The organism is Bifidobacterium sp. ESL0822 (assembly GCF_052606675.1).
Map to the genome: position 1 here is coordinate 167,393 of NZ_CP199596.1, position 22,719 is coordinate 190,111.

A 22,719-nucleotide genomic window follows, 5' to 3' on the forward strand; every position below is an offset into this window, starting at 1 on the left:
GCTCGGCTGGCTGTCCAGGCCGAGCGGGGATTCCAGGGACGGACGAAGGAGAGAAGCCATGCAGTCCGATGATGTTGACCAGGCCGACGATGCAAATGACCAGGACCAGGCCGGGGATCGGCGCAACCGGGCCCTGGCTGCGGCGCTGACCAGGGCCGCCAAGGAACTGGCCAAGGCCAAGAGTCAGTTGGCCCAGCTGGGCCAGCCGCCCTTGTCGGTCGCCCTGGCCTTGGGAGTGGATTCTGTCGCCTATGACAGCCAGGGGGTGCAGCAGGCCCGCCTGCTGATCCTGAACGGTTCCAGGCGGATGGTGGTGCCCCTGGCACCCAATATCCGCGCCGAACGGATCAGGGCCGGCCAGGAGGTTCTGCTCAACGCCGATATGGTTGTGGTGCGTGTGGGCGATCAGCCGGTGACAGGGCAGGTCCGCACGCTGCGGGAGACCTTGGAATCCGGTGCCTTGTTGGTGGAAGATTCCTCCGGACAGACCCGCGTCGCTGCACGGGCAGGGTCTCTGCAGGACCTGCCCATCGAGGCGGGCAGCGCTTTGCTCATGGACGAAAGCTGCTCAGTGGCCCTGGCTGTTCTGCCTGAGTCGGACCAATCCGACATGCTGCTGGAGGAGACTCCTGACGTGGACTTCTCTGATATTGGCGGCTTGGACAGGCAGATCGAGCGTATCCGTGATGCTGTCCAGCTGCCCTTCCAGCACGCTGATCTGATGCGTCGTTACGGGCTTCGGGCCCCCAAGGGTGTTCTGCTCTACGGGCCGCCTGGCAATGGCAAGACCATGATCGCCAAGGCGCTGGCCCGCGCCCTGGCCCAGGAGAGCGACGGCCACGGGGTCTTTCTTTCGGTCAAGGGCCCCGAGATGCTCAACAAGTTCGTGGGCGAGTCCGAACGCCTGATTCGCCGTCTCTTCGCTCGGGCCCGCAGCCTGGCAGGCCAGGGTGGTCCAGTGGTGGTCTTCATCGACGAGATGGACGCCTTGCTCCGCACTCGGGGGTCAGGCATCTCATCGGATGTGGAGACCACCATCGTCCCCCAGTTTCTGACAGAGTTGGACGGTGTCGAGTCCCTGGACCAGGTCATGGTCATCGGCGCTTCCAACCGCATCGACATGATTGACCCGGCGGTTCTGCGCCCGGGGAGATTGGACGTCAAAATTCGCATCGACCGGCCCGACAGGACCAGGTCAGCCGCGATTCTGAGCAAGTACCTGGGCTCCGATATGCCCATGGACGATGGTGCCGGGCCTGAAGGGCTGATCAGGGTACTGGTCGACGGACTCTTCGCCCGGGATGATGACCACCTGCTGGGCAGAATCATGGATGCCACGGGCCGCTGGCAGCCCCTCTACCTGGAGTCTGTGGTCTCCGGCGCCATGCTGCACAACCTGGTTGATCGGGTCAAGACCATGGCGGTCAAGGCCTCCATCCAACAAGGCCGACAGGTTGGTCTTGACCGTCGGTTCTGCTTGAGGGCGGTCCACGGGCAGTATGAGGACACTCTGGAGGAACTTCGCGGACAGGACCCGGACCGCTGGGCCGATCTGGCCGGACTGCGCCCAGGGCAGGTCCAGGAGGTTCGCCCGGTCGGCGAGCCAGAGGAGCGGTCATGAATGCCGGGCGGGTTATGGGCACCGAGACTGAGTACGCCATTGCCGACCCCCGGGATCCTGACGCTGATCCACGTGCACTGGCCCTGCGTCTGGTAAGAGCTGCAGCCGAGCCGGACCTGGCTCACATCCGCTGGGACTACGGGAGTGAGGATCCGGTCAATGATGCCAGGGGAGGTCGGCTGCCGCGTTCCGCTGCCGCTCCGAGCATGCTCACTGATGCGCCCGGTGCCCGCCTGATCGATGTGGCAGCTCCCAATGGCGCTCGGATTTACGTGGATCATGCTCATCCCGAGTATGCCTCGGCGGAAACAGTGAATGCCTTCGACGCGCTGGTCCAGGACCGCGCGGGGGACCGGATGATGGCCCGGGCCGCAGAAAGGGCCGGGGGCCTGGCTCTTTACAAGAACAACGTGGACGGCAAGGGTGCCGCATGGGGATCCCATGAGAATTATCTGATGGATAGGGCGGTGCCCTTCGCCAGGGTGGCGGCTCTGATGACCATTCATTTCGTCACCAGGCAGATTTACACCGGTTCTGGCAGAGTGGGCCTGGGGCCCAGGAGCGAGGGGGCCGGCTTCCAGCTCAGCCAGCGTGCCGACTACCTGACCAGCCGCATTGGACTGCAGACCACCTTCGGACGGCCGATCATCAATACCAGGGACGAGTCGCATGCAGGGCCGGACAGTCGCCGTCTTCATGTGATCGTGGGTGATGCCAACCGGTTGGATGCGCCCCTGGTTCTCAAGCTGGGAACAACCGATCTGCTGCTGGGTCTCTTGGAGTCCGAGGGCGATTCGACCAGCCAGGTCGATGAGCTGCTGGATCGCTGGACGCTGGATGATCCGGTGTCGGCCCTGCACACGGTTTCACGAGATTTCACCCTGACCAAGTCACTGGCCTTGGCGAACGGAGGATTCGCCGATGCACTGACCATCCAAGGTGCGTTGCTGGATGCGGCCAGGCAGGTAAGACGCGATTCTGACCGGCCGGATTGTGCCGATGACCGGGTTCTGGACCTATGGAACCAGGTGCTCGAGGATCTGGTTGTGGTGCGTTCGGGTGATGACGAGGCCCGTTTGGTCATGCACGACCAGGCAGGCAGGTTGGAATGGCTGCTCAAGTGGCAGCTCTTGGAGCGTCTGCGTCGTCGCCGGGCCATGCCGGACTGGTCGGATGCCCGTCTGGCGGCCCTGGATCTGGCCTGGGCGCGGGTGGATCCCGGCCGTGACCTGCCCTGGCGACTCAGGGGATCCGTCCTGCAACTGGCCGATTCCGACCTGGTCGTCAGGGCCATGGACCAGGGTCCGGAGCAGACTCGGGCCTGGTGCCGTTCCCAGTTGCTTCACCGCTGTCCTGATGCGGTCAGAGCCGTCTCTTGGAGTCGTGTCGTTCTTGAGGAGCAGGGACCGGAGGGAGGGCCTGCAACCAGGGTTGTGGACCTGTCCGATCCGCTGGGTCACACACGGTCTTCCTGCCGGGATGGCTGCGGCATATACTGCTCATAGCGCAGAAAATAGTTCGATATCCGACCGGACGACCACCGGTTGACCACGGTCGGCAATGCCTGACCACCCGTTTGAAAGAGAAGAGAAGTATGGAATTGCGCGATTTGGCCATGCAGGCCGCCACTATTGCTGTGGAGGCCGGCCGTCATGCCCTTCAGGACCAGATCAACCCCCACGATCCCCGCTCCACCTCTGCCATCGGCCAGGGCACCCAGTTCTCGCCGGGCATCGACACGCGTCTGATCCGATACTGCAGGACCAAGATCGCCGCCCTGGACCCTATGGACGGCTTCTGGGAGGAGGAGGCCGGCAATCGTCGTCCGGGTGGCCGCTACTGGTGCCTGGGCCACATCGACGGACCGGTCAATTATGTACGCAACATGGCCGAATGGACGCTGACCATCTCCCTCTTTGCCGTGGATGAGAAGGGCCACGCATCACCGGTCCTGGGCATCGTGCACGCGCCGGTCCTGGGCCTGACCTATCTGGCCGCCAAGGGCCAGGGCGCGATCAGAATCCGACGGACTATCGTGGGTGACAAGCGGGAGAAGATCATCCCCTCCACTATGACCACCCTGAATGGATCTGTGATCAGCTTCGGCATGTCATACTTCCCCAACGAGTCCGAAAAGGTACTGCAGATCGTCTCACGCATGGCTGGCAAGCCTGCTGATATCAAGCGCGTTGGTCCGGTCTCGCTGGACCTGTGCAGGGTGGCGGACGGTAGTTACGACGCCTACTTCGAACCGGCCCTGCACTCCTGGGACATCCCCGCTGTCTCCGCGGCGGCTGTCGTGGTCCGGGAGGCCAAGGGTACCCTCTGGCGCTGGGACGGAGGACACGTGCGCTGGGAGGGCAGCAACGACGTGGTGGCCACCAACGGACTTATCGCGGAGGATCTGGACACCTATCTGAGCGGGCGCTGATCCGCGCCGGGAAGGAGAGTGACCATGGCTGAGGCATCACAGCAGGGACGGCGCATAGTAGCCGGGCAGCAGCAGGAACAGGAAGAGGACCTGCCGCAGACCGGGGCACGTGAGCAGGACCAGGCGGCGGAGTCCGATCTGGATGCAGTCCTGGATGACATCGAGACCACCCTGGAGACCAACGCCAAGGAATATGTTCAGGGCTTCGTCCAGAAGGGCGGCCAGTGATTCATGGCGGACGGGCAGGGTACTGACTCGGACTTTCGCAGGATATTCGGCATCGAGACCGAGTATGGACTGAGCCTGACCGGCGCCAGTGGCCCATATACCGCCGGCAGGGTGGCTATGGCCATGTTCCGGCCTCTGATTGAGAAGCACGGGTCAACCAACATCTATCTGCCCAATGGCGCCCGGCTCTACTTGGACGTGGGCTCCCATCCGGAGTATGCCACTGCCGAGGCCCGTGATCCGCTGACAGCCCTGAAACAGGTGCTGGCAGGGGAGCGGATCATGACCGATCTTGCGGAGGGCGCCCGGAAACATTTGGCGGAGAACCTGGGCAGGCCAGTGAAGGTTCACGTCTTTGCCAACAATGTGGATGCCCAAGGCCATGCCTTCGGCTGCCATGAGAATTACCTGCTGGACCGGCGAGTCCCCTTGGACATGGTAGGGGCCTGCCTGGTCCCCTTCTTGGTCACCCGGCAGCTGATCACCGGGGCGGGTCGTCTGAGTCCTGATGGATTCCAACTCAGCCAGCGGGCCGACTTTCTGGACGAAGCGGTCTCCTCGTCCACCACCCGTGCCCGTCCCATGGTCAATACCCGTGACGAGCCATTGGCTGATCCTGAACGATGGCGGCGTCTGCATGTGATCGTAGGGGATACCAACCGGTCTCCGCTGGCTACCTGGTTCAAGATGGCCAGCACCCACCTGGTCCTGAACCTGATCGAGCAGGCCTGTCGCCGGGGCCGCCGGCCCGACCTGGCCGACTGGGCCCTGGATGATCCAGGTGCAGCCATCCGAGCCGTCAGCAGGGATCGGACCGGCAGGGTAACCCTTGCCACAAAGACCGGTGGCATCAGCGCTCTGGGTCTGCAAGAGACCTATTGGTCGGCCTGCAATGCCTTGGTGGATCAGCAGGAGGATATAGGCATCGACCGATCCCAGGCTCTGCGCGCCCTGCATCTTTGGAGGTCGGCCCTGGATGCGCTGGACGCAGGGCGTTGGCAGGATCTGGCTGACTGGGTGGATTGGGCTGCCAAGCTGCGGCTGCTCACGGGCTTGAGCCGACGAGGCGCCGGACAGGATCTGGCCGATGCGATGGATCTGGACTATCACGATCTGAGTGCGGGAAGATCCTTCCCCGGCCTGGTCAGGCATGGGCTCATGCGCTCGCCTGTCGACGACTCCGAGGTGGAGCATGCCATGAATCGACCTCCAGAGGATACCCGGGCCCGTCTGCGTGGTGAATTCGTCCGTGCAGCAGACACGGGAACACGCACATGGTCATGTGATTGGAGCCACCTGGTCCTAGGGGGTTCTCGCCGAGTCGAGGTGGACCTGCCCGACCCCTTCGACCATCTGGGCCCGCCTCGATATCACTGCCTGATGGACTTTCTAAAGAGTGCCGCGGAACCTTGCGTCTAGAAGCCCAGTTCGCACTGCGGGACTTCCCTTAGGTCTTCTCCAACAAGAAGGGCCCCGGCATCCATCCAGGGATGCCGGGGCCCTGCAGCAAGGCTGGTTTCACTTCTTGTTGGTGACGGCCTTCTTCAGCAGCGAGCCGGCAGAGATACGCACGCCATAGCTGGCCGGAATCTTGATGGTCTCACCGGTGCGGGGGTTGCGGCCGGTGCGGGCGGCGCGCTTGACACGCTCGGCCGAGAACAGACCGGTCAGCTTCAGACCCTCACCGGACTTCATGGCCTCGACGAAGACATCCTGGAAGGCGTTGACAGCAGCTTCCGCCTGAGCCTTGGTCAGGTTGGACTTCTGCGCAATCTTCGAAACGAGATCAGACTTGTTGTATGCCATAGAACATCCTTCTTTCGGGGGCCTCCCATTGCTTGATTTGGGGAAAGCCCAACGGTCAATGACCGATATTACCGCAGATTAGGCCCAAACACCGCATTTTCCGGGGGTTTCCGACATTTCATCAAGCGTTTTTTGAGGTCCTCGAGATTGGGAATGCCCCAAGGGCTCTTCAGATGCGATTGTGGCTGCTCAGCCAGCGCATGGCCAGGGCTCCCAGGGGGATGCGCAGCCAGTAGGTGGCCACCCGGAAGACCAGCGTGGCCGAGATGGCCACACCTGAGGGAACGCCAGCCAGGCGGAAGGCGGAGAAGAGCACCGCCTCTATGGCCCCCAGACCGCCGGGCGTGGGGACGGCCGATCCCAGCGTGTTGGCCAGCAGGAAGACGAAGGTGGTTTCGAAAACGTTGGTTCGGCAGCCGAAGGCCATCAGGGCGGCCCAGAAACTCATGCCCAGGGCGGCTGACTGCAGTACGGCTCCAAGGACGGCCACCACCAGTTGCCTGGGCTGAGTCAGAATCTCAACAAGGTGATGAGCATAGGAGGCCACGATGGGCATCAGCCGTTCCATGACCAGCCGCCGTGTGTAAGGCACGGCCATGATCAGGGCCGCGATGATGGCCACCGTCCCGATGACGATGACCAGGGTGTTGGTGGGGATCATCCCGGATAGGGTGTTGCGTCCGGTGAACAGCCCGATGACGATCAGCAGGCAGAAGGTGGTTGCGAACTGGACGGCCACCACGGCGCTCATGATGGCTGTGGCCATGGTGTTGTCATAACCGTCCCGCCGCAGGAACTGCAAATTGACGAAGGCCGGCCCCACCCCGGCGGGCATGGAGACCGAGGTGAACGAGGACGCGACCTGGGACAGGAAGATGCCCTTGAAGTCGCGCTTGGCCGGGTCGATGAAGACTCCCAGGGTGATGGCGCAGCCCACCCAGGACAGTGACCCCAGAAGGAAGGAGAGTCCGGCCATCCAAGGGTTGGCGTTGCGGACGGCGCTGATGACCTGGGGCAGGTTGAACTGGGTGACGATGACCGCCAGCGCCACTACCAGGAGGGCCAGGGCCACGAAACTGCGCAGACTGAAGCGGGAAAGGGTCACCTGGCCGGTCTCAGCCACCGACTCAGGGGGAGCCAAGGACTGCAACTGTTTGCGCAGGTCAGTAAGAATCTGTCGGTCCCAGCCGGGCAGGTCCTGGGTCTGTGAGGGAATGGCTACCATCTGGCAGAAAGGCGACAGCCCCGCCAGGGTCTTGATCCCCCAGGAGGCACGGGCGGCCTCAATGGCCTGATTCACCCCGATCAGCGTGGCAATCAGAGCCAGAAGCTGGATTCGATCCAGGGCGATGTTGGCCTGGGAGCTGGCGCTGTCGCCGTTCTCCCAGCCGGCGATGACCATGGAATCTGACTGGTCTACGGCCAGGGTCTCCGGGCGGATGCGGCGGTGTGTAAATCCGCGCTCGTTGGCCCGGCGAAGGTAATCCATCAGTTGCTTGGCCTTGTCCGTATCCAGGCTTCCGGGTTCCAGGGGCCGAAGGTGGACGTCATCCTCCAGGACCAGGATTGAGGATTCCGCGCTCTCAGCCAGGCCATAGGGGTGCATGGCGGTCAGCCCCAGGTCTCGCAATTCAGCCAGGATAGCCATGTGGTGTTGCATGGAGTTTCTGACCGACCGGTCCCGGCGCATGGAGACTCCGGACAACTTGATCCACTGCCAGAGCTGCATCAGATAGCCCATGGTGTGCAGCTGGCCGTCCATGACCGACACCGTGTAGGTTCGGCCATCCTTGTCATGAACCCTGTAGATGCGGGAGGCCTCGATCAGGTCGTCGGCAAGTGCGGGCAGGGGCTGACCATCGGCGTCCAGACTGGAGTCCTGACGTTCCAGGCTGACGGCATGGATGCCGATGGAGGCTATGGCTTGTACCACTCCTTGTCCCCAGGCACCCTTGTTCTGAGTGCCCGCCAGGTATCGGACCACCATGCCGATGATTCGTCCCAGAATCAGCGAGACCAGAACCCCGCTGGCTGAATTGGAGGATATGGCGACCATGATGATGGCCACAATATATAGAGCGTTCCATCCCCATTTGACCGAGCTTCTCAAGCGACGGGGTCCTGCTGCGCTCAGGAAGGCAGCCAGACCGGCATAGAAGTCAGGCAACAGGACGGGCGACCCTATGGCGTTCTGTGAGCTGAATGAGGCGATCAGGGTCGGGTTGCCGGCCTTCAGTATCAGGTTGGAGGTCAGCATCACCAGTCCAAACCCCAGGAACATGGCCAGGGGGGCAGTGATCGCCTGAATCCATTCCCTGTTGACCAGCAGGTGGACAATCACGGTCAGGACCACGGTCACGGTCACTGCCTGCTGGAGGAAGGCGGTAGGTACGTCCATGAGCCAGTCCATGGCATTGCCGGCCTGGCGCATGTCCGACTCGACCCCGGCCGCTATGCCTTTCAGGTAGACGGCTGCCAGGGTGACCAGGATTCCCAGGATCAGAGCCGCCAGGGCTCGCAGCAGGTCCTCGGCGTCATGGACTCGTTCTGGCGGGGTATCCCGGATGACGACCTTATCTGCCTTAACAGGGTCGGTGGAATCGGTGTCCTCGGGGGTTATGGTCGACTGGGACGGGGACATGGTCAATCGCGATCGAAGTCCACCAAGGTTCCAGCTGCGCCGGTGTATGTTGCCGGCGTCAAGGCTTTGAGCCGACTGGCCGTGTCCTGGTCCAGGTCCAGACCATCGATGAACTGCTCGACATCCTCCCGGCCGATCCTCTTGCCGCGCATCAGCTTCTTGACCTGCTCATAGGGATGATCCATGCCTGAACGTCCAGCCAGTCCAGCTGCCCGCATGGCCGTCTGTATGGGCTCGCCCAGGACCTCCCAGTTGCTGTCCAGCTCGCGGGCCATCAGGGCCTCGTCAGGGTGAATGGTCTGCAGGCCACCGTCCAAGTTGTCCAAAGCCAGCAGGCTATAGCCCAGGGCCGAACCGATGTTGCGCTGGGTGGTGGAGTCGGTCAGGTCCCGCTGCCAGCGGGTTTCGGTGAGGGTGGTGGCCAAGGTGTCCAGCAGGGCTCCTGAGATTTCCAGATTGGCCTCGGCGTTCTCGAAGCGTATGGGGTTGACCTTATGGGGCATGGTGCTGGACCCTGTCGCGCCTTTGACGGGTTCCTGGGCAAAGACACCGCGGGAGATGTACATCCAGACATCCACGGCCAGGTTGTGCATAATCCTGCCCAGGTGGGCGATATTGCCGAAGAGCTCGGCCTGCCAGTCGTGGGACTCGATCTGGGTGGTCAGTGGGTTCCAGACCAGGCCCATTCGCTCCACGATGAAGGTCCGGGTCAGATCGATCCAATCCACCTGCGGCAGGGCGGCCAGATGGGCGCCAAAGGTTCCAGTGGCGCCATTCATCTTGCCCATGTAGTTCTGATTGCGGATCCGATTCAACTGCCGGTGCAGCCGGTGGACGTAGACCGCCATTTCTTTGCCCAGGGTGGTGGGTGTGGCAGGCTGGCCGTGGGTCAGGGCGAGCATGGGCAGATTCCGGTATTGCTCCGCCATGGTTGCCAGATGGTTCTCGATCCTGGAGGCCTTGGGGAGCCAGACCTGCTCGACCCCGCCTCGGATGCAGCGGGCATAGGCCAGGTTGTTGATGTCCTCGCTGGTGCAGGCGAAGTGGACCAGGGGCGCCAGCCTGGGAAGTTGGGACCCGGGGCCAAGGGCTGTGGCTGCAGCCTCCAGACGGCGGTCGATGTAGTATTCCACAGCTTTGACATCGTGGCGGGTCTGGGCTTCGATGCCAGCCAGTTCGGTGATGCCTTCGGCATCGAAATCCTCGGGAATGGCTCGCAGGTAGGCCTGTTCGGCCTCGGTCAGGGGCTCCACGCCCGGCAGGACCGGGTGCTGGCCATTGCCCTGGTAACCATTGGACAGCACGATCATCCATTCGACCTCGACCCGCATGCGCTCGCGGTTCAAGGCGGGTTCGCTCAAATAGTCCACCAGATCGGCAGTCTGTCTGCGGTAACGTCCGTCCAAGGGATTGAGGGGGATGACTGGTGTGATTCGGCTCAGGTTCATGCCTCCAGCCTAGACGACCGGGTCAACCAGCAGGAACCGGCATGGGTGCTCTCGGGGGGGGGGCGTGTCCCGCTCATCGTCGTAGCCTGCCACGGTAGTAGCGGGTCTCCTGCAAATCGCCATCGATGGCCTGGGCGAAGTGATCGTCCTGACGTCGTATCGCTGGTGAGTTCTGATCCCGGGCATCAGCCCAGGCCGCCTGCTGGTAGGCCATGCCATGGGTTGATTCCTTTCCGGGTTCGGCAGTGGTCACTGTCCGGCCAGTCTGGTTGCCGCCTGGAGGGGGAGGTCCGCCCGCTCTTCCCCTTACTGTCAGCTGATTGGGTCGGGAGGGATTGTCGGCTCCATCAAGGCTGGAGACCAGCTCTTCACGCATCTCCACGCTGGTGACCCAGGTGTCTGACTTTATTCTGCGATGGGCGATGGGCGAGCCGACAGTCACGACATGATTGAAGCTGTAGCGGTCCGAAAGATCCGAGGCCATGGTGGCGGCCACGATGCCACCCTGGGAATGGCCCACCAGGCTGACCGGATCGTCCGGGTGCACCCCCGCATCCCGCATGGCCTGGTCCACTAGACGCAGGGAGGCCGCCCTGCCGCGCACTGAAGCCTTGTCGCTCATGAGCTGGATGTTCTGGGCCCAGCCGATTGGGGAGTCCAAATGGGAGCTGGTGCCGGGTATGTAGACCAGCCAGTGGTTCTTGCCGTCGGCCTTCCGATAACGCTGTACGGCGATGGTTGCGTAGGGAATGCCGTCCCGGCAGGATCCCAGGGTCTCCAGGTTATGCAGAGCACCGGCGATGTCATGGGCCTCGCCCAATCCCTTGCCCTGCGGATGAACAGGATCCATCACGATTCGATCACCCTGGAAATGCGCGAGTATCAAGGGCATCAGCAGGCCTGGGCCGGTGACCAATCCGCCAATGGGATCATGATGGTCCGAGGACAGGCCGGATGCGACTGCGGTCAGCAGGGGCTGTTGGATGCTGGCCGTGGTTTCCAGAAATTCCTGTAATTGCGATGCATCCAAGTGGTCGGTCAATTTGGCTACTCCCAGGCCTAGACCGATGGAACCCAGCATGAACGGGGCAATGGGTCGAAAGACAGTCAAGGCCTTGGAGGTCAGGGAGCCCATCAGCCTGTCCATGAATGATTCAGCCTGCGAGTACAGCCCGTAGGCCTTGGTCAGCCGGTCGGCCACAGACTGGAGCCGGGTGCGCAGGTCTTCACAGGCCTGGGCCTGGTCACTGCAGAAAGACACCATCAGATCCAGGGGCAGACGGGCGTGACCCGGCGGCGGTAAGGCAGTCTGGGCGCAGGTAAGGGTCGGCAGTCCGGGTATGGTTCTGCGGATGGCCTGGTTGGTCAGAATCCATTGGGACTGCAAGGTGGACAGGGCTCCACCTGCCTGGTTGAGCCGGTCCGCCATGCCGGTCAGATGTTCCAGCTCGGTGCGTGTATAGCCGTTGGCATCGGGTGCAGCGGTGATCGTCCGCTTCATGGCCGGCTCTCTTGATCAATCAGACTCAGGGTGCGCCCCGCCTGGATGCGCTGATCCTGGCAGAGGGCATCCATCGCCCGCACCTGGGCCCGATATGCTTCAGCGGCCCGCCCTTGCCAGTCGACCCTCAGAGCCTGGTCAGCTAATTCACTCAGATGGACCAGAGTGATTCGCGACTGTCGAGCCATGTCGGACAGTATGGCCCGGCAACGTGCCGCCCTCGCATGACAGGGGCAGCTTCCAACGGAGTCCGGATCAGTCAGGTATGAGGTTTGCTCCAGGAAGGGACCCCGGGTGGGTAGTGAAGAGGATGGCCTGTACATGCCTCTACTACAACATGGCAGTGATCCTGAAATGGGCCTCATAGGGCCATGTGGTCAAATGAGGTCCGATTCGTCTGGATGGGGACGGATTTTCTACTAATTCAGTCAGTCTGTTAGCCGGGAGATGATCGTCTGCATGGGGATCGATTTGTTGGAAAAGGGGGCGGTGAAATGACTCACGCGAAAGACTGTGTGCGGCCGGTCACCAGGGTTTGACGTTCTTCGCCTGACCCTTGTTGTCACTTGCCTTGCCTGTTGGTGTCGGGGATGCTGACGGTTCGCTCTGCTGCTGGTTGCGCTTGAGCAGATCCTCCACCTCGGCCTCCTGCTGCTTGGTCAGCCCTGAAGAGGAGCCCTTGCCGGAGCCGTTTTTCCCGTCTTGGGCCTTATCGGCCTTCTGCTCCTTGAGCAGACGCTCGGTGCGGCTGGTCAGCGCGGCGTTGGCCGCCCGGTTGGCTTGGGCAGCTTGCCTGGTCTGTGGCAGAATCAGGGGTCCGGGCCTTTCGACCTGGTCGAAGAGCTGTTCGGCCTGGTCTTGCAGGGCCTTGATGGAGGAAGGATCGGCCTGCGGGTTTTGGGCCTGTCGAACGTTGGTGCTCAACGTTCGCGTGCCCTCGTTATAGGTGGCGATGGCTTTGACGTTGATCAGGCACCAGGCTCCGGCCAGTGCTGCAACCAAGGCCAAGCCAGCCAAAATCAGGCGCACCCGCAGGCGGCGTCCGCTTCTTGCGCCTTTCCGGGACTTCCTACTCATAGCAGTCTCCTCGAAGTGCGGATCCAGAGCCCCGCCTCAATCAGGATCAGAGCCAGCTCCACCAGTGCCAGCGGCCAGACCAGCGGGGTGACATGCCGGCTGACCTGGTCGACCTTGGTCACCCGGTAGCGCTTGGAGGCCGCAGCCGTGGCCCCCTCACGCACCGTGGTCCCCTTGGCCAGGGCCTGGTAGTGGCCGCTCATCTCGTCGGCCATGGCCTTGAGGGTTTTCGGGTCCATGGCGGAGATGCCCGGCTGGCCGGTCGTGGGGTCAGTCACCCAGCTGTGGGCATCGTTTCCACCGACATCGGAGCTCAAAGGCACCATGCAGCCCTTGGCCGAGCCGGTTCCCAGAACGAAGGCATCGTCCAGTCCCTCCCTGAGAACGCTGAAGGATCGCCGCTCATCAGGCCCGGTCTGTTCGCCGTCGCTGATCAGGTAGAGCAGGATTCGGTCTTCGGGATGCCGGTCCTTGGTCTGTTTCAAGACGAGGCTTAGACGATCCAGCGGAGCATCCAGGCTTGAGCCGGAGGACCTGGATGTGGGCTCTGTAGCCAACCCTCCGGCCCAGTTGCCCACAGCCCGCACGTCAGGGGTCAGGGGCAGATCGACGCTGGTCGAGACGCCGAAGCTCAAGGCCGAGAAGGAGGCATCGGGGTAGATGATCGTCAGGTCGTGGATGGCTGCCCGGGCCGCATCCAGTCGGCTCATTCCTTCCTGGTCGCCATACCCGGCATCCTTGACCGCCATGGATCCGGTCACGTCAACCGCAATGAAGATATCAGTGGCGTTGACTGCTTTATTGGTGGTCTTGCTGACTGTGCTGGGCGTCAGGACCATGAGAGCCAGAACCAGGACCATGGCGGTGCGTCGGGTCAGAGCCCAGCGATCGGCGTCCGTATCCCGCCCCTTGCGCAGGCCATGGAGGATCAGTGCAATGGCCAGGAGCAATAACAGGCCAGCCAGAAGGCCGCCGGCTACCCAGCCCAGGGCGGGCTCAAATGTCAGGGACTTGAATATGTTCATCGCTTCAGCCTCCAGGCCAGGAGCAAATATCCTGACAGCGTCAGGGCCAGGGCCAGAGTCCACCATCCGGGTGCATCCACCAGGCTGGACTGCTCCTGCCGGCGGGGATCGGCTCCGTGGCGGTGCTCGATATGGCGGACCAGCGCGTTGATGGAGTTCCCATCCTGCCGTCGCAGGAAGATGCCGCCGCGTGCCTCGATCAGCCGCTGCATCTGCCGGGTGCTCTCATCCTCAATGCCTTGTTCCGGTCCCGAATAGAGCCCGTCCACGGCGATTCCTGCAGTCGAGGTCAGCTTGAGCGCCTCCTCCAGGGTGTAAGTGGGTTTGCCTGAAACCACGTTATCGGTGGCCAGAACCAGGGAGCTTGACCGTTGGTCGGCCTTTATCGATCCGTTCTGGTCCTTGGGAGCGAATTGGGGCAGGAGCGCAGCGCAGCCCACAAGCCCGTCTCCGATCAGGGATGTGGTGTCCCGGCGGTTCTGCGTGCCCTCCAGCCAGTCGCTGATGTCCTGGTATTGTCGTCCGCTCATGGCATCAATGCGGTCCTGGGACTGCACCCCGTCCAGGATCCGCCGCGCCTTGCTCAATTCGGCGGTGATCATGTCATAGTCGTCGGTCAGGGGGAAGACTGTGCGCGAGGTGGAGTTGAAGATGCTCAGGGCCATGCGTTCGCCACGGAAGTTGCGGACCAGGTCAAGATAGGAGGCAATCACCTGACGGTCGTAGGGCAGCGTGGATCCGGAGACATCCAGGCATAGGACAATGTCACGGTTATGTCCCTGCTCCAAGGTCCGATCGACCCGGGCGGGCCTTGCGGCAAGGCTCAGAGCCATCAGCAGGGCCAGAGAAAGCACGATTGCGGCGCAACGGTTCAATCGCCGCCAGCGCCGCAGGGTCTCATGGCCCTCCTCGGTGTCCAGGTCGCTCTTCAAGGTCCAGACCCGGGCTATTGGTTCCTTGTCCTTGCCACGGCGGGCCTTACGGTAGGCCAGCAGGCCGAATGCCAGAGCCAGGACCAAGGCCAGAACCGGCAGCCAGGGCCACCTCCAGGACAGATTGCCTATGCTCATCGCGGCCACCGTTCAATCAAATCCCGTATCCAGTCGGCTGCCTGATTCACCGTGGCGTCCGTTCCCGCGCTGTCCCGGGGAGGGGCGAATTCAGGCGGGTAGAGGGCATCAATGGTCTGTCGAAGCAGGTCCAGGCCCTTCCGTGTGCTCGGCGTACGGGGCTGGGCCTGGATCTCGGCCAGAGTCTTGGCCCTCATGTCGTTGTTCCAGGAGCGGGAGGCAAATCCACGAGCGATGGCGGCCAGGGCCGTCATCGCCTGGTCGCGGTCCAGATGGCCCTTGTCGTACTGGGCCACCACCTGATCAATCTGCTGGCGCCATGCATCGCGGGATTGGGAGCTCACCTGTGCCGGATGCACCTCCTGCTGATGTCGAAACCTGGGCAGGAGAATAGCCGCAGCAGCCAGGGCCAGGGCCAGTATGATGGCGGTCGTCGCCAGAACCAGCAGCCAGGTGGGCTGGGTCATGGTGGGCATGACCTTGATACGGCCATGACCGGAGGCAAGACGAATCAGGATGACAGCACTCATGCCGCCATCACCGTCCGTCGCATGGGGATGCCTGGTCGGCCGGCTGAAAGAAAGTGGATAAACCTGTTGAACATGGCTGTGCTGGAGTCGGCCCGGATCAGCGAGGCTCCGACTCTGGACAGTTCCCGGCCAAAGGCCTCGATCTGATAACGCCTGTGCAGGTCCACAGCCCTTGTCCCGTTCGCAGTGCGCAGGAAGGCCGGGATCTTCCGTCCGCTGGGCGCATCCGTTACCGAGCCCATAGTGGGCTGCTGGCGCAGTGGATTCATGGTCTCCACTCCGATGAGATTCACGGGGTGGGTGGTGGCCAACCGTCTGATGGTCGGCATCAGGTCAACGTTCAATGCCGACTGGTCAGTGGCGATGACCAACATGGCCTGCCGGTCCTGGATGCCGGCGGCGTAGCCCAGCAGGGCTTCAAGATTGCGTGGCTGATTCAGCGGTGACTCCAGAGCCCGGTCCAGGGTCTGCTCAAATCGGGCGAAGCCACCCTGGCAGGGTATGCGGCGGATGGCGGATGAATCGACCAGAACCAGATCCACCTCATCGCTGCGGCGCAGGCAGAGGGTTGCGAACATGCACAGGGCGTTGGCCGCCACCTGGATGGCCTGCTCTCCGTCAGGGCATGTTCCGGACATCTCCTGACCAACGTCCAGCAGCAGCCAGATCCTGCTGGTGACCAGGCGCTCGCGCTCAACCACCATTGGGCGGCCCATCCGAGCACTGGCGTGCCAGTCGATCATGCGGATTTCGTCTCCGAACTCATAGGCGCGCAGGTCGGCCCGATCGTCTCCACCGCCCCGACGGCTGGAGGAGTGCTCGCCCTCCAGCAGACCCAAGGCCCTGCGCACCGTGGGAAGTCGCAGGCTGGTGTCCAAGGACTCGATTCGTCTGCGGACCGGGTCGTGATCCGAGCGTCGACGGCTCATGGCACCGGCACCGTGTCGACGATCTGGTCAATGATGTCGTCGCTGCTGACGCCGTCCGCCTGGGCCTCGAATGTCAACAGGATACGGTGGCGGAGCACAGAATGGGCCCACTCCTTCAGGTCTTCGGGAATGACGTAATCCCTGCCTGTCAGCAGGGCCCTGGCCTGGCCGATGCGCACCAGGGCGATGGAAGCGCGCGGGCTGGCTCCCAGCCTGACCTGTTCGGCCAGCCCTTGGATGGGCCGCGATCCAGCCCCCCTGCTGGTGGCTGCAAGATCGACTGCATATCGCATGATGGGCTGTGCCACGTGGACCTGCCGGGCCTTCTGCCTAAGGAATTCCACGTCGGCGATGGTCAGGGCGTCCAGATCGTCCTTGCCGGGCATATCAGTGCCGCGACTGGTCAGCATCTGCAGCATTCGGGTCTCCTGGTCGGCATCAGGATAGGTCATGACGGCCTTGAGCATAAATCGGTCCATCTGGGCCTCGGGCAGGTTGTACGTACCCTCCTCCTCGATGGGGTTCTGTGTGGCGATCACCATGAAGGGCCGGGGCAGGGCTATGCGCTCGCCGCCGATGGTGGTGGCGCCCTCGGCCATGGCCTCCAGCATGGCCGACTGGGTCTTGGCGTTGGAGCGATTGATCTCGTCCAGGAGGACGAAGTTGGCATGAATAGGGCCCAGCTGTGTGGAGAAGCGCTGTGTGGAGAAGTCGTAGACCTGGGTGCCTACCAGATCCGAGGGCATCAGGTCGGGCGTGCACTGGATCCGCTTGAAGCTGCCGGAGACCGAGGTGGCCAGGGTCTGGGCGGCAGTGGTCTTGGCCAGGCCGGGCACGGATTCAATCAGGATGTGTCCTGAGGCGACCAGAGTCAAAATCAGGGCCTCACGCAGGTTCTCCTGACCAACCAGGGTCCTTGAAAAGCGGGTCCGGATCCGGTCGGCCAACTGACGGCAGCGTTGCAGGTCGTCCTGGCTGATTGGTGGAACCTGCCGATCCTGACTGGGCTGAACAGATGGGGACTGACTGGGTCGGGGTGGGAATAATGCCATAGCAGACATGGTAACGGCATTTCCTGACGACTCAGCCAGAGAGGGACTCAGGTCAGGGACCAGTCCACCGGCTGGGCGCCCATGGCCTCCAGTGCTTGGTTGGCCTTGGAAAAGGGACGGGAGCCGAAGAAGCCATACCGGGCCGACAAGGGGCTGGGATGCGGGGATTTGATGATGGCGGCGTTGGTCAGCAGAGGCTCCAGGCTCTGGGCCTGCCGTCCCCAAAGGATGGCGACCAGGGGCCGGACCTTACCCTCCTGGTCGCGTCTGTCGTTCAAGGCGCGGATGGCGGCATCGGTGATTTCCTCCCAGCCCTTGTTGCGGTGACTGGCCGGTTTGCCCACCCGCACGGTCAGGCAGCGGTTGAGCAGCATGACCCCTCGCCTGGTCCAAGGCGTCAGATCGCCGTTGGAAGGCGTGGGCAGGCCCAGGTCGGAGCTCAGCTCGGTGTAGATATTGCGCAGGGAGCCGGGGATGGGGCTGACCGCAGGATCCACGCAGAAGCTCAGACCTACTGGGTGGCCGGGCGTCGGGTAGGGATCCTGGCCCACAATCAGGACCTTGATGGAGTCGAAAGGTATGGTGAAGGCGCGCAGGATGTTCTTGCTGGCAGGCAGATAGCGGTGGCCCTGGGCAAGCTCGGCTCTGAGGAAGTCGCCCATCCGGTGAATGTTGGGCTCGACCGGTGCCAGAGCACGAGCCCAGCCGGGGTCCACCAGGGCGCTTAGGGGTTTGCGCTGGGTTCGGCCCTGGCCTCCTGCTATGGTCGGAGGGTTAGTACCGGTTCCGTTCGTCGGCTCAGAGGAGGTTGCGGCAATAGGCTGGCTGCTGTTCATAAGGTCACTATATCGCTTGGCCATATGGGCTGGTCAGAGTCGCCTTGGCCACTCCAGGGTTGGCGGAGTACGTCGAATGGTCAGTGGAATGTTGACCCGGCGACGCATTACTTATAATGGTTCAGGATTCGGTGGAGCAGAGGAGAGTTCATGGCTAGCACGCGCGACAATGGGACGCAGGCGCGCCCTCAGGTTCATGATGCGTTCGACAACCCTCCCAAGGGGCCTGTAGGCGTGCATCGTGGGCCTCGTTCCCTGTCGGTCAGGGCTCTGCCCTACCTGCTGGTGCTTGTCTTGGCGATGCTGTGCGGTCTGGGCGTATGGGCCGCGGTCAGCGGTTCTCTGCCTTGGCAGCAGACGCACACTGATGCTTCGCGGGTCATCAGCAGCCATCTGCCGAATCGCTCAGCCTCCTCTTCTGCTTCAAGCAGTGCGACCGCCACCGATCAAGCCTCCCAGGAGCAGACTTCCAAGCCGTCTTCCCAATCGCCTTCGGCAAGCGCTTCCAGCAGTAGCCCGGCTCCTGTAGTCAACCGCGGCACGCAGGTCACTGTCATCAACGGAACCAGGGTCACCGGGTATGCCGGCAATAAGCGCCAGGTTCTGGTCAATGCCGGTTACACTGCGGTCACGGCATCCAACCCGCAAGGTGCCCTGCCTGGCGTAAGCACGGTCCGTTACCGTAACGAGGCCGACAAGGCCACTGCCCAAGAGGTGGCCAACCTGCTGGGTATCACCCAGGTGGAGCAGTCCTCAGTGGCCTCCACTCCGGTGGAAGCCATCCTCATGCAGTGAGTTCGGTCAACCGGACAGCGGAGGAAATGCGACGGCGCAACATTCAGAATTTCGGCTCGGCGTTTTGCAATTGCCTCATAAATAGGCCTAAACTGACCTTGCCGACCAGGCAGATGCGGTCAGTCTCGTATCTGTTGTGACGCGGCACCTATGTTAAGGAAGTTAGTTATGGCACAAGGCACTGTGAAATTCTTCAGCGCTGGCAAGGGTTACGGATTCATCAATCCCGACGATGGCGGCGAGGACGTGTTCGTGCACTACTCGGCCATTCAGTCCGATGGCTTCAAGACCCTTGATGAGGGAGATAAGGTCGAATATCAGGTGGAGCAGGGCCCCAAGGGTCTGCAGGCAACCAAGGTCACCAAGCTCTGATTGTCGTCTTCTGTATTCGTCATGGGGACCCCGGTCGTTCCGGGGTCCTTTTTTATGGCACGTTGTCTATACCCAGATGCCGAGCCAGGACTGAGCAGGGTGCGGATTATCTGCCTACGCGACCGATGTGCAGGGGCCGATATGGCATACAGCCTGCAGCGTATTTTCGCCTCGGGTTGGCACTCGGTCCCAACGAGTGCTAATCTGCTGAATTAGCACTCGAGGTGCGGGAGTGATAACACGACAGCTGACGGTCGGGTTCCGTTCCACGCCGACGGTGGGTCATGAAACCTCAAGCCATGACGGAGGAAGCAACAATGGCAAAAATCATCGAGTATGACGAGGAAGCTCGTCAGGGCATGCTTGCCGGCCTGGACAAGCTTGCCGACACGGTCAAGGTCACTTTGGGCCCCAAGGGTCGCAATGTGGTGCTGGACAAGTCCTATGGCGCGCCGACCATCACTAACGACGGCGTCTCCATCGCCAAGGAGATCGACCTGGAGGATCCTTACGAGCGCATCGGCGCCGAGCTGGTCAAGGAAGTCGCCAAGAAGACTGACGACGTCGCAGGAGACGGCACCACCACCGCCACCGTGCTGGCTCAGGCCCTGGTGCATGAGGGTCTGAAGAACGTGGCTGCCGGGTCCAACCCCATCGCCCTGCGCCGCGGCATCGAGAAGGCCGCTGACGCCATCGTCAAGGAGCTCGTGGCCCAGTCCAAGGAAGTCGAGACCAAGGACCAGATTGCTGCCACCGCAACCATCTCTGCAGGCGACCCCGAGATTGGCAATGAGATCGCCGAGGCTCTGGACAAGGTCGGCCAGGACGGCGTGGTCACCGTCGAGGACAACAACCGCTTCGGACTGGACCTGGAGTTCACCGAGGGCATGCGCTTCGACAAGGGCTACATCGCTCCCTACTTCGTCACCAACAACGACGACCAGACCGCCGTTCTGGATGATCCCTACATTCTGCTGACTTCGGGCAAGGTCTCCAGCCAGCAGGACGTGGTCCACATCGCTGAGCTGGTCATGAAGACCGGCAAGCCCTTGCTGATCGTGGCCGAGGATGTGGACGGCGAGGCGCTGCCCACCCTGATTCTCAACAAGATTCGCGGCACCTTCAACTCCTGCGCCGTCAAAGCTCCTGGCTTCGGCGACCGCCGCAAGGCCATGCTGCAGGATATGGCCATTCTGACCGGTGCACAGGTCGTGTCCGATGAGCTCGGTCTCAAGCTGGACTCCATCGACATGAGCGTGCTGGGCACAGCCAAGAAGGTCATCGTCTCCAAGGACGAGACCACCATCGTCTCCGGTGGCGGTTCCAAGGACGAGGTCTCCGCCCGCGTGGGCCAGATCCGCACCGAGATCGAGAACACCGATTCCGACTACGACCGTGAGAAGCTGCAGGAGCGGCTGGCCAAGCTGGCCGGCGGCGTGGCCGTCATCAAGGTCGGCGCAGCCACCGAGGTCGAGGCCAAGGAGCGTAAGCACCGCATCGAGGATGCTGTCCGTAACGCCAAGGCCGCCATCGAAGAGGGTCTGCTGCCCGGAGGTGGCGTGGCTCTGGTTCAGGCCGCCGCCAAGGCCGAGAAGGATGTCAAGCTGGATGGCGACGAGTCCACCGGCGCATCCATCGTCTTCCGCGCCATCGAGGCCCCCATCAAGCAGATCGCCGAGAACAGCGGCGTCTCCGGTGACGTGGTCATCAACAAGGTCCGTTCGCTGCCTGCTGGCCAGGGCTTCAACGCCGCCAACAATGAGTACCAGGATCTGCTGGAGGCCGGCGTGGCCGACCCCGTCAAGGTGACCCGTTCCGCCCTGCAGAACGCGGCCTCCATCGCCGGGCTCTTCCTGACCACCGAGGCTGTCGTAGCCAACAAGCCTGAGCCTCCGGCACCTGCTGCCGCTCAGCCTCAGGGCGACATGGGCTACTGATCCTTATAGGTTCAACCAGATGCCTATCGGCTGAACCTGGTGATCGCCAAGGACAGGGGCCTGCACGCCGGACAATGGTGTGCAGGCCCCTGTTCGCCTTTTCTGTTACTGCATTATCGGTTTTCCGAATCCAGGTTTCCAAATCCAGGTTTCCGGATCTATGTTTTCCGGATCTGGTTTCTCTGGGTTTTGCATCGGTCTGCTATCGGAAGATCGGGTGAAGCTGCGTGTTCATCCGCCCGGCGTTCAGGCTCCGGCGAAGAGGCGGGTGGCCTGGGCTTCTGTGTCTGCATAGAGGGCCGAAGCCTGGGTCAGGGCCGCCTGGATGCCTTCAAGAGCCTGTTCCATCTGGGCCTGCGAGGCACGCCACTGCTGGGCCACCGTGGCGAATTGGCTGGCCGCCGAACCCTGCCAGACGCTTTGGAGATTGTCCAGATTGGTGTACATTCCCGCCACGGCATCTCTGATGGCCCCTATCGAGCCGCTGACCGCGCCGGAGGCCGTCTGTATCTGATCCGAATCAACTTGGAACCGTGTCATGGTCGTCCTTTCCTTGAATGGCGGTGATGGTGGGGGAGTCCAATACCGTCAACCGCTACTGTGGACACTATGACAGTGTTCACGCAGTTGCCCCTCCCACGGACCCATGTGGTCGAACGAATTCCTCTCCACAAGACGAGTTCGCTCAGCCTTTCGGCCATGAGGAGGGTTCTGGCTCTCCTGCTCTCGATGGTGTTGGCGGTCGGTGCCCTTGGACCTACCAGAGGTTATGCCGATGAACCTCAGACCGATGCCGGAACCATGACCGATACGATCACCGATCCGCAGAATCTGCTGGGTTCTGATGTGGGTTCCGTCAAGGATGCAATCAAGGAGACTGCGGAGGAAACCGGAGTATCGGTCCGATTGCTCTACCTGCCGCATTTCTACGCGGGAGTCAAGCCCGAGACCTGGGCATCCCGTGTGCTCGAATCGATGAAGCCTGCCCACGACACGGTTTTGCTGGCCGTGGCCTCTCAGGACGGCAAATTGGTCGTGGCGGTCTCGAGCAACTCGCAGGCCTGGCTCAAGGACCAATCCAGTGTGGATCAGCTCTCGCAGGCTGCTCTGGAGCCGGTCACCAAGGGCCGGAACCCTGACTGGGTGGGCTCGGCCAAGGCCATGATGACCCAGGTGGAGACCCTGAAGCAAAACCAGCGGCATCACCGGGTCATGATCATCGCTCTCTCGGTGACTGCCGTGATCCTGGTCATTCTGGTCGTGGCTGTGGCGATCTGGTGGCGTCGGAGCAGCCGAACCGGGGCTCATGATCGCAAGTCCAACATTCGCAAGTCCAGTGCCGCGAAAAAGGAGGCACTTCCGACGAAGACGGTCAGCGAACTTTCAGACAATACCCAGAAAGACGCGGCAAGCTGAAGCC

The 22,719-nt window shown here is 62.4% G+C and carries 22 protein-coding genes; 9 read left to right on the forward strand and 13 right to left on the reverse strand.

Features of this window, described 5'->3' with window-relative positions; translation table 11 throughout:
• Nucleotides 1-58: 58 nt before the first annotated feature.
• The 5 genes from arc (at nucleotide 59) to ACUIAF_RS00730 (ending at nucleotide 5,699) form a co-directional block, all read left to right on the forward strand.
• Complete coding sequence (gene arc, locus ACUIAF_RS00710) at nucleotides 59-1,621, forward strand: proteasome ATPase (protein WP_445338721.1); 1,563 nt, start codon at nucleotides 59-61, stop codon at nucleotides 1,619-1,621.
• A complete protein-coding gene (gene dop, locus ACUIAF_RS00715) occupies nucleotides 1,618-3,126 on the forward strand; it encodes a depupylase/deamidase Dop (RefSeq protein ID WP_445338722.1) in 1,509 nt (502 codons plus the stop codon). The genes arc and dop overlap by 4 nt, the downstream gene beginning before the upstream one ends.
• An 89-nt stretch (nucleotides 3,127-3,215) precedes the next feature.
• Nucleotides 3,216-4,052, forward strand: coding sequence for an inositol monophosphatase family protein (locus ACUIAF_RS00720; RefSeq protein ID WP_015022124.1), 837 nt, complete (start codon nucleotides 3,216-3,218; stop codon nucleotides 4,050-4,052).
• A gap of 24 nt (nucleotides 4,053-4,076) precedes the next feature.
• Complete coding sequence (locus tag ACUIAF_RS00725; protein WP_015022123.1) at nucleotides 4,077-4,280, forward strand: ubiquitin-like protein Pup; 204 nt, start codon at nucleotides 4,077-4,079, stop codon at nucleotides 4,278-4,280.
• 3 nt (nucleotides 4,281-4,283) lie between these two features.
• Nucleotides 4,284-5,699: a proteasome accessory factor PafA2 family protein gene (locus ACUIAF_RS00730; RefSeq protein ID WP_445338723.1), complete on the forward strand. Its 1,416-nt coding sequence runs from the start codon at nucleotides 4,284-4,286 to the stop codon at nucleotides 5,697-5,699.
• 99 nt (nucleotides 5,700-5,798) lie between these two features.
• Here ACUIAF_RS00730 and ACUIAF_RS00735 read toward each other — a convergent pair whose 3' ends face one another.
• The 12 genes from ACUIAF_RS00735 to ACUIAF_RS00790 all read right to left on the reverse strand — a co-directional run bounded on the left by ACUIAF_RS00735 (nucleotide 5,799) and on the right by ACUIAF_RS00790 (nucleotide 18,195).
• Nucleotides 5,799-6,086, reverse strand: coding sequence for an HU family DNA-binding protein (locus ACUIAF_RS00735; protein ID WP_015022121.1), 288 nt, complete (start codon nucleotides 6,084-6,086; stop codon nucleotides 5,799-5,801).
• A gap of 169 nt (nucleotides 6,087-6,255) precedes the next feature.
• Entirely contained in the window at nucleotides 6,256-8,727 is a 2,472-nt protein-coding gene (locus ACUIAF_RS00740) for a lysylphosphatidylglycerol synthase transmembrane domain-containing protein (protein WP_110417399.1), read from the reverse strand.
• A 2-nt stretch (nucleotides 8,728-8,729) separates the two neighbouring features.
• Nucleotides 8,730-10,175, reverse strand: coding sequence for an adenylosuccinate lyase (purB, locus tag ACUIAF_RS00745; RefSeq protein WP_445338724.1), 1,446 nt, complete (start codon nucleotides 10,173-10,175; stop codon nucleotides 8,730-8,732).
• Between the two features lie 73 nt (nucleotides 10,176-10,248).
• Nucleotides 10,249-11,676 (reverse strand): esterase/lipase family protein, encoded by a 1,428-nt coding sequence (locus ACUIAF_RS00750; RefSeq protein ID WP_445338725.1) that lies wholly within the window; start codon nucleotides 11,674-11,676, stop codon nucleotides 10,249-10,251.
• A complete protein-coding gene (locus tag ACUIAF_RS00755; RefSeq protein ID WP_181415624.1) occupies nucleotides 11,673-11,864 on the reverse strand; it encodes a hypothetical protein in 192 nt (63 codons plus the stop codon). Before ACUIAF_RS00755 ends, ACUIAF_RS00750 begins: the two co-directional genes overlap by 4 nt.
• Nucleotides 11,865-12,201: 337 nt before the next feature.
• A complete protein-coding gene (locus ACUIAF_RS00760) occupies nucleotides 12,202-12,753 on the reverse strand; it encodes a DUF6466 family protein (protein WP_445338726.1) in 552 nt (183 codons plus the stop codon).
• Nucleotides 12,750-13,778: a vWA domain-containing protein gene (locus ACUIAF_RS00765; protein WP_445338727.1), complete on the reverse strand. Its 1,029-nt coding sequence runs from the start codon at nucleotides 13,776-13,778 to the stop codon at nucleotides 12,750-12,752. Before ACUIAF_RS00765 ends, ACUIAF_RS00760 begins: the two co-directional genes overlap by 4 nt.
• Nucleotides 13,775-14,848: a vWA domain-containing protein gene (locus ACUIAF_RS00770; protein ID WP_445338728.1), complete on the reverse strand. Its 1,074-nt coding sequence runs from the start codon at nucleotides 14,846-14,848 to the stop codon at nucleotides 13,775-13,777. The genes ACUIAF_RS00765 and ACUIAF_RS00770 overlap by 4 nt, the downstream gene beginning before the upstream one ends.
• Entirely contained in the window at nucleotides 14,845-15,378 is a 534-nt protein-coding gene (locus ACUIAF_RS00775) for a hypothetical protein (protein ID WP_445338729.1), read from the reverse strand. The genes ACUIAF_RS00770 and ACUIAF_RS00775 overlap by 4 nt, the downstream gene beginning before the upstream one ends.
• Nucleotides 15,375-16,307: a DUF58 domain-containing protein gene (locus ACUIAF_RS00780; protein WP_445338730.1), complete on the reverse strand. Its 933-nt coding sequence runs from the start codon at nucleotides 16,305-16,307 to the stop codon at nucleotides 15,375-15,377. Before ACUIAF_RS00780 ends, ACUIAF_RS00775 begins: the two co-directional genes overlap by 4 nt.
• Nucleotides 16,304-17,359, reverse strand: a complete 1,056-nt coding sequence (locus ACUIAF_RS00785; protein ID WP_033511398.1) for an AAA family ATPase — start codon at nucleotides 17,357-17,359, stop codon at nucleotides 16,304-16,306. Before ACUIAF_RS00785 ends, ACUIAF_RS00780 begins: the two co-directional genes overlap by 4 nt.
• Nucleotides 17,360-17,406: 47 nt before the next feature.
• A complete protein-coding gene (locus ACUIAF_RS00790) occupies nucleotides 17,407-18,195 on the reverse strand; it encodes a uracil-DNA glycosylase (protein ID WP_445338731.1) in 789 nt (262 codons plus the stop codon).
• A 150-nt stretch (nucleotides 18,196-18,345) separates the two neighbouring features.
• Here ACUIAF_RS00790 and ACUIAF_RS00795 point away from each other — a divergent pair, with 150 nt between their 5' ends.
• From ACUIAF_RS00795 to groL, 3 genes are all read left to right on the forward strand, one after another.
• On the forward strand, nucleotides 18,346-18,990 hold the full coding sequence (locus tag ACUIAF_RS00795) for a LytR C-terminal domain-containing protein (RefSeq protein ID WP_445338732.1): 645 nt from the start codon (nucleotides 18,346-18,348) through the stop codon (nucleotides 18,988-18,990).
• Between the two features lie 168 nt (nucleotides 18,991-19,158).
• Complete coding sequence (locus tag ACUIAF_RS00800; RefSeq protein ID WP_015022108.1) at nucleotides 19,159-19,362, forward strand: cold-shock protein; 204 nt, start codon at nucleotides 19,159-19,161, stop codon at nucleotides 19,360-19,362.
• 317 nt (nucleotides 19,363-19,679) lie between these two features.
• Nucleotides 19,680-21,299, forward strand: a complete 1,620-nt coding sequence (gene groL, locus ACUIAF_RS00805) for a chaperonin GroEL (protein ID WP_015022107.1) — start codon at nucleotides 19,680-19,682, stop codon at nucleotides 21,297-21,299.
• A 246-nt stretch (nucleotides 21,300-21,545) separates the two neighbouring features.
• On the opposite strand, the gene ACUIAF_RS00810 is transcribed toward groL, so the two are convergent.
• Nucleotides 21,546-21,839 (reverse strand): WXG100 family type VII secretion target, encoded by a 294-nt coding sequence (locus tag ACUIAF_RS00810; protein ID WP_015022106.1) that lies wholly within the window; start codon nucleotides 21,837-21,839, stop codon nucleotides 21,546-21,548.
• A 159-nt stretch (nucleotides 21,840-21,998) separates the two neighbouring features.
• On the opposite strand from ACUIAF_RS00810, the gene ACUIAF_RS00815 reads away from it, so the two are divergent.
• Complete coding sequence (locus ACUIAF_RS00815) at nucleotides 21,999-22,715, forward strand: TPM domain-containing protein (RefSeq protein ID WP_445338733.1); 717 nt, start codon at nucleotides 21,999-22,001, stop codon at nucleotides 22,713-22,715.
• The last annotated feature ends 4 nt before the right edge of the window (nucleotides 22,716-22,719 follow it).